Raw genomic sequence first — 11,047 nt, forward strand, 5'->3', positions numbered from 1 at the left:
CGGTCGCGTCCATCCCCGCGACGCTGCTGCTCATCGTGGCTCAGCGCTACGTGGCCGCCGGGGTGACCGCCGGCGCGGTGAAGGACTGAGGAAGGTCCCCTCACGTCCGCGACCCGCGGCACCCCTCGATTGTTAACGCTAACATTCCCTGTCGTCACGGCCCCTTGCCAGACGACGGGATGTGAACGTCCTCTCCCTCACGCAAGGCAAGGAGATCACGCATGTCCTGGACAGCATCGCCCCCGGCGAGGGCGTCAGCCCCGCGCGCCGGCCTGAACCGGATCGGGGGCGCGTCCCTGGCGGCCGCGCTCGCGATCGCGGCCACGGGAGTCGTCGCCGCCTCGCCCGCGTCCGCGGCCCCGGTCGCGGCCCCGGCGTCGACGCTCGTGGTGCAGGCCGACCAGCCGTTCCGCCCGGTCACGCATGTCGCGACGGGGTCCCTCTACGGGCTCGCCGACGACGCGACTCCCTCCGACGCCCTGGTCAAGGCCATCAAGCCGAACACGTTCGTCCAGATGGCCGTGGGCGGCAAGCAGCAGGCGAAGGGCGACGTGCTCGTGGTCGCCGACAAGGCGGCCCGCGCGGGAGCGAAGGTCGTGGACCGCCTGTCGGACTACTACGCCGGCTGGCCGTACAAGTTCAGCTGGGACACCTGGCCGGGTGTCGTGGAGCAGCAGGTGAAGGCCGTCCAGGCGTCCGGGGCGACGAACATGGCGGCGTGGGAGCTGTGGAACGAGTCGGACAACACGTGGCTCTCGTCCAACGGCACCTACGAGGACTTCTGGACGAAGACCTTCCGCCAGGTGCGGTCGCTCGACCCGGCCACGCCGATCCAGGGCCCGAGCTTCTCCGACAACATCAACGACATGGAGAACTTCCTCGAGAACGCGGTCGCGACCGACACCGTTCCCGACATCATCTCCTGGCACGAGCTCATCAACTCGGGCAAGATCGTGGGCGACCTCGCCAAGGTCACCGCCATCATGAAGAACCTCGGCATCAGCCCCCGCCCGATCTCGATCGAGGAGTACGCGGCGCCCTCCGAGGTCGGCATCCCTGGCGCCCTCGTCGGGTACATCGCGAAGTTCGAGCGCTACGGCATCCACGACGCGGAGCTCGCGTTCTGGAACGGGTACGGCGCGCTCGGCGACCTCCTGACCGGCACCGGCGGGAACCCGAACGGCGCCTACTGGCTCTACAAGTGGTACGCCGACATGAGTGGGGACATGGTCACCACCACCCCGCCCAACGCCACGACCGGCCTCGACGGCGCCGCCGCCGTGTCCGATGACAAGAAGCAGGTCAGCGTGGTCTTCGGCGGCGGCAGCGGCGCCACCGCCGTCAAGGTCGACGGACTGGACAAGCTCGACCTGGACGGCACCGTCCACGCCAGGCTCGAGTACACCCCGTCGTACGGGCGGACCAACCCCGTCGCCGGTCCGATCACCATCTCCGACACCGTGTACCAGGTGACCGACGGCTCCATCACCGTCCCGGTGGCGATGGGCTCCGCCAACGCGTACCACCTGGTGATCAGCGGCGCCGGCACGGCGACCGACCTCGAGAGCACCTATCGGATCACCAACCTGAACAGCGGGCTCGCGCTCGGCACCCGGGACGCGGGGACGTCGGCGGGCACCCTCGTGAACCAGGCCACCGTCGCGGAGGGCGCCACCCAGAGGTGGAAGCTGGTCTCCGCGGGCTCCGGCCTGTACAAGGTGGTCAACGCGGCCGGCGGCCTGGTGCTCGGAGTGAAGGACGCCTCGTCCGGCAACGGCGCGTCCGCCGAGGTGGAGACCGACACGGGCGGCAACGGGCAGCTGTGGCAGGTCGTCCCTGACGGGAAGGGCCACCGCAAGCTCGTGAACTACGACACCGGTCTCGTGCTCGCCGTCGACGGCATGAGCAAGGACTCGGGCGCCCAGGTCGTGCAGTGGAGCGACACCACCGTCACCTCCTCGGGCATCGGCGGCACGCGGGTGACCGGCAAACTCGGCAAGGCCGTCGCGCTGTCGGGCGCCAACCAGTACGTCAACGTGCCGCGCGGCGCGGTGAGCGGCGTCACGGGCGACTTCACGGTCTCGATGTGGGTCAACCCGGCCAAGAACACGACGTGGTCGCGCGTGTTCGACTTCGGCACCGGCACGTCGAACTACATGTTCCTGACGCTCAACAAGAACACCGGGCTCCGCTTCGCCATCACGACCGGCGGCGCCGGCGGGGAGCAGCAGATCAGCTCCACCACGACGCTTCCGCTCAACACCTGGTCGCTGGTGACGGTGACGGTGTCCGGCACGACCGGCACCCTGTACGTCAACGACCAGGTCGCGGGCACCAACACCAACGTCACCGTCCATCCCTCGAGTTTGGGCAGCACCACGCAGAACTGGATCGGCCGCTCGCAGTACTCGGGGGACCCGTACCTGGCCGCCGCGGTCGACGACTTCAACGTGTACAGCCGGGCGCTGACCGCGTCCGAGGTGTCGGCCCTCGCCACCGGGCAGGCCGGAGCGGGCGACGTCCTGCGCTACACGTTCGACGAGAGCACGGGAACGGCCGTCGCGGACGCGTCGGGCAACGGGCGCAACGCCACCCTCGTCGCCAGCCCGGCGCCCGCCACCGGCGACGCCTCGGTCCCGGACCACTTCTGGACCCTCACGCCCTACCTGGCGATCACGGGCGTGTCCGTGGCCGACGGCGCCTCCGTCTCCGGCACGCCGACCTTCACGGTCGACCTCGGCGGCGCGGCGTCCGACGTCTCCTACACCTACATCGAACTCAACCGCGACGGCGTCTGGCTGACCGACAACACCAAGGCGCCCGGCAGCCACGACGACGGGCTCCACCCCACCCTCGTCGTCGACACCACCGCCTACCCGAACGGCACCTACCAGCTCAAGATCGACGCGGTCGGCACGAACGGGCTGACCACCGAGCAGACCGTGTCGATCGTGATCGACAACCCTCCGGCGTGGGCCGCGGCCAAGGTCTACAACACCGATGACCAGGTGTCCTACCACGGATCCGTCTGGCGCACCCTGTGGTGGACGCAGAACCAGACGCCCGGCGATCCGTACGGGCCCTGGCAGCAGATGGTGTCCACGGCGGACGGCACCGCGGTGTGGACCCCGTCACGGGTCTTCGTCGCGGGCGACCGGGCCGACTACCAGGGCGTCGTCTACCAGGCGCAGTGGTGGACCCGCAACCAGACACCCGGCACCCCCAACGGCCCCTGGAAGCGACTCGGATGAGGCCGGCCGGCTGATGCCACGGGGCCGGGCGCACTCCACGCGCCCGGCCCTCCGCCTTCGGGGTCTGTCGCCGGGGCCCCCGCCATGACCATGGTCCCGGAGGGGAATCACCATCCCGGGTCGGGAAGCGGCGCGGGGGTCTCGCCTCTCGGGGGTGGTGGATCATGCACATGAAGGTGCGCGACGTCATGACCGCGAACGTCGTCTCGGTCACGGGGAGCACGTCGTACCGGGACGTCGCCCAGGTCCTCATCGCCCGGGGGGTGAGCGCGCTCCCGGTGGTCGATGCGAAGGGCCATGTGATCGGCGTGATCTCGGAGGCGGACCTGCTGCGCAAGGAGGAGTTCCGCAAGCAGTTCTACGGTGAGGACTACCGTCCTCCGCTCCGCCTCCGGCTGCGTGAGCAGTTCGGCGGCCGGGGGGCGACCATGGAGGACAGGGCGCGGGGGGAGACGGCCGCCGAGCTGATGTCGGCCCCGGCGATCACCACTCGGCCGTTCACCAGCGTGGTCAGCGCGGCCCGGCTGATGAGCGAGCACGGCGTCAAGAGGCTGCCCGTCGTGGACGACGAGGGCCGGCTCGTCGGCATCGTCAGCCGCCACGACGTGCTCAAGGTCCTCGCCCGCTCCGACGACGACATCGCCCGGGAGGTGCGCGAAGAGGTGGTGGACGGCGCGCTGTGGGCGGACCTCTCGCAGGTCCGCGTCGACGTGGCGGCCGGTGTGGTGACGCTCAGCGGGCGGCTGGACCGTCGCGGCGACGCCCGCACCCTGGTTCACATGACCGGACGGGTCAACGGTGTGGGCGAGGTCGTCGACAGGCTGGAGTGCGCGGAGGAGGACTCCGGCCTGAGGATCTGACCGGCGGGCACGATGGCCGGGAGGAGCACGAGAGGCCGGTGCCCACGAGGCCGGCGTCACGCGTGAACCAGCAGCTCGTCGAGTGGCTCGTCACGATGCAGCCGCCCGATCGCGTCCGCCAGGAGCGGGGCGATCGAGCACACCCGGCGCGTCCGCGGGCCGTCGCGCTGCGGCAGGGTGTCGGTGACCACCACGTCGTGGATCTCCGGCCGAGCCAGCCGCCGGGCGGCAGGCTCCACGAGCACGCCGTGGGTCGCGGACACGGCGATGTCCGCCTGCGCTCCGCCTGCGAGCAGGACGTCCACCGCCGCATCGATCGTGCCACCGGTGGTGATCATGTCGTCCACCAGGAGCGCGGGCCGTCCCGACACCTCGCCCACCAGTCCCTCGGTCATCACGTCCGCCCCCGTCAGCCTCGTCTTGCGCACCATCACGACCGGGCGCGACAGCAGCCGGGCGTAGTGCCGGGCGAGCCTGACCGCGCCGAGATCGGGGGCGACGACGACCGCGTCGGCGGGGAGCCGGTCCCACAGGGCGTCGGCGAGGACGGGCACCGCCGTCAGCGCGTCCGCGGGCATGGCGCAGACCGCTTCGATCGCGGGCATGTGCGGATCCACCACGACGAGGCGCCGCGCCCCGGCGGTGGCGAGCGCGTCCGCCATCACGCGGACGCCGATCGCCTCCCCGGGCCGTCGTCGCCGGTCCTGCCGCGCGTACCCGAAGTAGGGCGCGACGACGGTGACCCGCTCGGCCCGGTCGCGCCGGCACGCGTCGAGGAGGAGCAGCAGTTCGATCACGTGGTCGTTCACCGGGGGGCCGGTCGGCTGGACGAGGTACACGTCGGCCCCCCGCACGTTCGCCACCACGGGACGGAGCTCACCGTCCGGGAACCGCTCCACCTCGGACGCCGCAGGCTCCATGTACAGCTCCGCAGCCACGGCCTCGGCCAGGCCGCGGTTGGCGGTCCCCGCCACGATACGCAACGTCATGACGATCACCCGCGCACTCCCCGGAAGGCGGCCCTCCTCGGTGCGTGCCCCGCGGCGGCGTGCGCATAACGGACTGCCGGGGCAGACGGGGTATGCCTCGTCAGGAGGGCTCCGTGGCGGCGGACCGGGACGGACCGGGGCCGGTCCTTCAGGGGGTGCGTCATGACCATGCCGATAGTCGTCGGCGCCGACGGCTCGCCGGCCTCGCTCCAGGCCGCGGAGTGGGCCGGGCACGAGGCCGTGGTCCGCGAGGCGTCGCTGTGGATCGTGCACGTGCCGCCCCGCTGGTCCCTCGGCGTACCGCTCGTCCCGCAGCCCGCGCGCTGGGCCGCGGCGGTGCAGGCCGAGGGACGGCGGATCCTCGAGGAGGCGACGATCCGCGCCCGGGCGGGCACGCGGCGTCTGAGGGTCGACACCGCGATCCTGGAGGGCGTGGTGCCCGAGACGCTCGTGGCGGCCGCCGGGGCGGCCCAGATGATCGTCGTGGGGGACCGGGGCAGGGGAGGGTTCGCCGGGTTGCTGCTGGGCTCGGCGGCCCGCCACGTCGCCGCCCGGGCGCCCTGCCCCGTGGCCGTGATCAGGCAGGCGATCAGGCAGGCGGGCACCGGCGACCGCGGGGAGATCGTCGTGGGCGTCACCGCGCGGCCCGACCAGGAACCCGTTCTGGACTTCGCGTTCCAGGAGGCGTGCCTGCGGAAGGCCCGCCTCCGCGCCGTCCGAGCCTGGACGCACCCCGCCGTGACCGGGCCGGGCGACGCGCGGCCACTGTTCTACGACGTGGAGGAGGTCACCGAGCAGGAGACGCGGTCGCTCGCCGCGACGCTGGCCGGCCGGGCCGGCGGATACCCCGGCGTCCCGGTGACCCGGCAGGTCGTCCACGAGCATCCGGCGAAGGCCCTGATCGACGCGTCGGCGACGGCCGACCTGCTGATCATCGGCGTCCGCCTCAGGACACCGGCCGTGCTCGGGCTCGGAGCCGTCGCCCACGCCGTCCTGCATCACTGCGCCTGCCCGGTCGTCGCCGTGCGCCACTGACATGTCGCGCACGGCGGCCGCTCAGTCCGCGGCGTTCGACACGGACGGCGCGGAGACCAGGGAGAAGTACGCCTCCTCCTCCTGCGCGAAGTGCAGGGTGAGCACCGCGTACAGGCCGTACAGGCACGCCCGCAGGTCGTCGAGCTGGTCCGCGCGTGGGCCCCGATCCGCCGCGAGGTCGAGATGGCGGCCCAGGCGCCGGACCAACCGGTCGATCTCGGCGTGGGCCCTGCTCATCGTCACGGTCGCCTCGGGGCCGCCGAGCAGATGCGCCATGGCCGGGTACAGCCGCGACTCCTCGTCATGCTCGTGCGGCAGCAGGTCGCCGGTCAGGAACGCGTGCACGCGCCACAGGTCGGCCAGCGCGTCCCCGGGCACATCAGGGCGCAGCCGGTCGGCGACCTCGCGGATCAGCTCCAGCGGCGGCCGGAGCTCCGCGTGCTCGCGCTCGAAGCGGCGCAGCAGGTCGAAGGTCGGCCTGTCCAGCGGCAGCCGCGTGCCCCGCGCCGCACGCAGGGCGCGAAGGGCGTTGAGGATCACGGCGACGTCGATGACCTCCTGGAGGACGGCGCCGGCGGTGGGCGGGAGCGCGCCGGCCGCGGCGGCGGCCATGGCGGCCAGCGACAGTGCCATGCCGGCCCCCGCGCTCTGCAGGGCGATCCGGCGGGTGCGGCGAGCGACGTCCATGGCGTCGGCGAGCCGGTCGATCCGGTCCGCGGTCAGCACCACGTCGGCCATCTGGACGGAGGCGGCGGTCCCGCGGGCTCCCATCGCGACGCCGAGATCGGCGGCGGCCAGCGCCGGCGCGTCGTTGATCCCGTCGCCCACCATCATGGTCGTGGCCCGCCGCGCCTCGTCCCGAACGCCCTCGACCTTGTTCGCGGGCGTCTGCTCGGCCAGCACGCGGTCGACGCCGAGCACGGCGGCGACGCTCTCGGCGACCTCGGCCCGGTCGCCGGTGAGCATCACGACCCTGTCGATCCCCGCGCTCCGCATGCGCCGCAGGGTGCGTCCGGCGTCCCCGCGGACGGCGTCGCGCAGCAGGACCACCCCGGTCACCTGGTCGTCCAGGCTCACCCACACGGTCATCGCGCCGTCGAGCGCGGCCCGGGCGCGCTGGGCGGCCTCCCAGGGGGACGAGCGGGAGCCGGGCGCCTTGCCCACGCGCACGCGGCGTCCCCTGACCAGCGCGGAGGCGCCCGTCCCCGGCACCTCGGACACGTCCTCGGGCGCGGGCAGGGCCAGCCCGCGCGTGCGGGCCGCGCGCACGATCGCGGCGGCCAGCACGTGCGAGGACATCTGGTCGACGGCGGCCGCGAGACGGAGGACCTCCTCCGGATCCCCTCCCGGAGCGGCCAGGACGTCCACCACCTGGGGGCGGCCCTCGGTGAGGGTGCCGGTCTTGTCGAGCACCAGTGTCCGTGCCCGGCCCAGCGTCTCCAGCGCTCCGCCGCCCTTGACCACGACACCCTGCCGCGCCGTACGGGACAGGCCGGAGGCGATCGCGGCCGGCGCGGCCAGCAGCAGCGGGCAGGGCGTGGCCACGACCAGTACGGCGACCGCCCGCACGGCGTCCCCGGAGATCAGCCAGGCGCCCGCGGCCGGCAGGAGCGTGGCCGGCACGAACCAGGCCGCGAACCGGTCGGCCAGGCGGACGATCGGGGCGGAGCCGGCCTCCGTCTCCCGTGCCAGCCGTACCAGGCCCGTGTAGGCGCTGTCGGCCGCGCTCGCCGTCGCCCGCATGTCGAACGGCGGTCCGGCGTTGACCACGCCGCTGGGCACGCCCTCGCCCTTCCGGTGCTCCACCGGCAGCGACTCGCCGGAAAGGGCGGACTCGTCCAGGAGAGCGCCCTCGGACTCGACGACGCCGTCGACGGGCACCATCTCGCCGCTCGGCACCAGCAGCCGGTCACCCCGCCGCACCTCGTCGGCCGCGATCCGGCAGGGGACGCCCTCCTCGTACCGGCGGGCCTCGCGCGGCGCCCGCTCGTATAAGGCGGTCAGGTCACGACGGGCCCGCCGCAGCGCGTAGTCCTCCAGGACCCGGCCGCCCGCGAGCATCACGCCGATCACCGCTCCGGCGAGGTACTCCCCGACGGCCAGGGCGCCGCCCAGGGCAAGCACCGCGATCGCGTCGACCCCGAGCCGGCCGGCGCGCAGCGCGGACACCACCCACCACAGCGCGGGGACGAGCGCGGCGACGGTGCCGGCCGCCCACACGACGTCACCGGCGGTCGCCCCTCCCAGAAGGTGCAGGGCGCTCCCGGCCGTCAGAGCGCCTAGGGTTCCCGCCAGCAGCGCGATCCGTCTCACCTGTCCAGCCTCCCCTCGCCCGGAGGACGCGGATAGGGCCGGTATCCCCGATTTGACGGACGAAAGGCCCCCGGTGGCCCTGTGCTCCGGCGGCGAGCCCCTCAACGCCGATCCGGCTGCATGGCCTGGGCCGTCACGTACGAAGGGGGCGCTCCTGGTGCCGTCCTCGGGCGCATCGCCGGGTCTCGTGACCGTGGACGGGTCCGGGCAGAAAGGAGCGCCCGCCGAGTCGATCGGCGGGCGCTCCGGTCCTCATGGCCTCGTCGCCTCACGGGCGCGGGGCCGTCATGCCTCTCAGGGGGTGGTCAGGTCGAACCGGCGGACGGTCACCGAGCCGCCGAGGGCCTGGGTGGCGTAGTTGAAGATCCCGAACCGGTAGCCCATGAAGAACTGCCAGGCGTTGTTCAGGGTGAAGGCCGGACCGAGCGTGGTGAAGGTGGTGCCGTCCGTGCTGTAGGAGAACCGGGCCTGGCGGCCCGACCCCGGCCGGATGTCGGCGTTGACGCGCAGCCAGATACGGCCGCCCGACACCGCGGCCGAGGCCGCCTCGCTGCCGGTCGACGTGGTCTGCCAGCTCCCGTTCATGGTCAGGTTGTTGGTCATCACGACCCGGTACGCGCCGTTGTCGCGGCGCACCCCGATCCAGGCGGAGGAGTCGCGCAGCATCGCCAGGCCCGCCCGGTCACCGTTGGCCATCGCCGAGTAGTCCAGCTCGATCGTCGCGGTGGACGAGGGCCCCTGGATGCGGTGGGTCAGCGTGTTGCGCGCGTTGTACAGGTCGTCGGTGACGGTCGCCGTCTGCAGCCGCAGACCGCTGCCCGACGACCACTTGGTGTTGTCGGGGTTGTGGTTCCACTCCCAGCGCGGGTCGAGCGCGCTCGTGGTGAACGTGTCCGGGCCGATCATCGACTTGACGGTCTTCGTCGTGGAGATGTTCGGCTTCGGGTACGTGGCGCCCCAGCCGCCGTTCACGGTCTGCACCGACGGCCACCCGTCGGAGCTCCACGAGATCGGCGCCAGCACCGGCACCCGGCCGCCGGGGTAGGCGTCGACGAACGCCATGTAGTACCAGGCGCCGTTCTGCGTCTGCACCAGGCCGCCCTGGTGCGGCACTCCGCCGCCGGAGATCGGGCTCGGCATGTCCAGCAGCACCTGCCGCATCTCGTACGGCCCCCACGGGCTGGTCGAGCGGAGCACGTACTGGCCGTTGGCCGGGCGCGTCATCCAGATGTAGTAGTAGCCGTTGCGCTTGTAGAAGCGGGAGCCCTCCAGCGTGCCGACGCTGGACGGCGTGCTGAACACCTGCTGGGTCCGCACCTGGCTGAGCCCGTCGGCGGACAACTGGGCCACGCTGACGTTGGTGTTGCCGTAGGCGACGTACATGGTGTCGTCGTCGTCGATCAGCAGACCGGCGTCGTAGTAGCAGTTATTGATCCGCGACCGCTTGGTCCACGTGCCGTCGACGGCCGACGCGGTGTAGACGTAGGTGCGGTTGAACTCGGTGCAGCCGATCCAGTAGTACGTGCTGTTGCTGGGCCGGTAGTTGAACGCCGAGGCCCAGATGCCCTTGACGTAGGCGCGTCCGCCGCTCAGGTCGTAGGCGCTGGAATCGAAGTCCAGCCGCGGCACGGAATGGCCCGCGTACTCCCAGTTGACGAGGTCGTAGGAGCGCAGGATCGGCGCGCCAGGGGAGTAGTGCATCGTCGAGGCCGAGTAGTAGTAGGCGTCGCCGACCCGGATGATGTCGCCGTCGGCGAAGTCCTGCCAGACGACGGGGTTGTTGTACTGGCCCGTCGGCGTGGGGGTGGGGGTCGGGGTCGCGCCGTCGACGCGGACGAGTTGCCACTGCTGGTTGTTGCCGCCCCAGTCGTCGTACTGGACGACGTTGGCGTTGTCGGCGGTGGAGGCGTTCTGCACTTCGAGTGCCTTGTTGCTGTTGCGGTTGATGAAGCGGACGTAGCCTCCGGAGGAGTCGGCCAGGCGCCACTGCTGGTTGGTGCCGTTGCCGTCGGTCCACTGGACGACGGAGCCGCCGTTGGCGGTCGACCGGTTGTACACGTCGAGCACCTTGCCCGAGTGGCGGGCCTTGATGCGGTAGTAGCCGCCGCCGGAGTCGACGAACTGCCACTGCTGGTTGGCGGTGTCGCCCCGCGTCCACTGGGTGACGCGGGCGCCGTCGTTGGTGGCCTGGCCGTAGACGTCGAGCACCTTGCCGCTGTTGCGGTTGACCAGCACGTACCAGGCGGACGTGTCGACGGTCGCCGCGGATGCCGCGCCTGTGTTGAGCACGAGCATGGAGCCGGCCAGGACGGCCGTGACCACGGCGGCGATCAGGGCTCGCCAGTGGCGCTGCCGAGGGAGGGCCTTGGGGACCTCGCCGAGGGCGATCATGTGTTCTCCTTCGATCTCCGGGCCGTACGGCCCAGGGGGGATGTGGAACCCGGGGCGGTGCGCGCTCGCCGCGTCACCGGGACTCTTCGGCGTGGAGTTACCGTTACCTCTGTCTGAGGGCGATCGACCGTGCCGACGGGCACGGTGAAGAGCCGTCTCCGCGTCGCGGAGACGGCTCTGTCACGCGGCTTCCGGGGTCAGCTGCGCA

6 protein-coding genes are annotated in these 11,047 nt (G+C 72.2%); 3 read left to right on the top strand and 3 right to left on the bottom strand.

Going from position 1 to position 11,047, the window contains the following annotated elements:
- The first annotated feature begins 221 nt into the window (after nucleotides 1–221).
- Together Mco01_RS38330 and Mco01_RS38335 are read left to right on the top strand one after the other, a co-directional pair.
- Nucleotides 222–3,251 carry a LamG-like jellyroll fold domain-containing protein gene (locus Mco01_RS38330; protein ID WP_204061729.1) on the top strand — a complete coding sequence of 1,010 codons (3,030 nt, stop codon included), beginning with the start codon at nucleotides 222–224 and terminating at the stop codon, nucleotides 3,249–3,251.
- Between the two features lie 164 nt (nucleotides 3,252–3,415).
- The gene (locus tag Mco01_RS38335; RefSeq protein WP_204061730.1) at nucleotides 3,416–4,111 is read left to right on the top strand and encodes a CBS domain-containing protein; all 696 of its coding nucleotides are present in this window, start codon (nucleotides 3,416–3,418) and stop codon (nucleotides 4,109–4,111) included.
- Nucleotides 4,112–4,167: 56 nt separating this feature from the next.
- On the opposite strand, the gene Mco01_RS38340 is transcribed toward Mco01_RS38335, so the two are convergent.
- The gene (locus Mco01_RS38340) at nucleotides 4,168–5,100 is read right to left on the bottom strand and encodes a ribose-phosphate diphosphokinase (RefSeq protein WP_204061731.1); all 933 of its coding nucleotides are present in this window, start codon (nucleotides 5,098–5,100) and stop codon (nucleotides 4,168–4,170) included.
- A gap of 162 nt (nucleotides 5,101–5,262) precedes the next feature.
- Between Mco01_RS38340 and Mco01_RS38345 the strand changes: the two genes are divergently transcribed.
- A complete protein-coding gene (locus Mco01_RS38345) occupies nucleotides 5,263–6,135 on the top strand; it encodes a universal stress protein (protein ID WP_204061732.1) in 873 nt (290 codons plus the stop codon).
- A 21-nt stretch (nucleotides 6,136–6,156) separates the two neighbouring features.
- On the opposite strand, the gene Mco01_RS38350 is transcribed toward Mco01_RS38345, so the two are convergent.
- Together Mco01_RS38350 and Mco01_RS38355 are read right to left on the bottom strand one after the other, a co-directional pair.
- The gene (locus Mco01_RS38350) at nucleotides 6,157–8,448 is read right to left on the bottom strand and encodes a heavy metal translocating P-type ATPase (RefSeq protein ID WP_204061733.1); all 2,292 of its coding nucleotides are present in this window, start codon (nucleotides 8,446–8,448) and stop codon (nucleotides 6,157–6,159) included.
- A 294-nt stretch (nucleotides 8,449–8,742) separates the two neighbouring features.
- Nucleotides 8,743–10,839, bottom strand: coding sequence for a family 43 glycosylhydrolase (locus tag Mco01_RS38355; protein ID WP_204061734.1), 2,097 nt, complete (start codon nucleotides 10,837–10,839; stop codon nucleotides 8,743–8,745).
- Nucleotides 10,840–11,047 lie beyond the last annotated feature (208 nt).

The organism is Microbispora corallina, assembly GCF_016863035.1.
GTDB classification, from domain to species: Bacteria; Actinomycetota; Actinomycetes; order Streptosporangiales; family Streptosporangiaceae; genus Microbispora; species Microbispora corallina.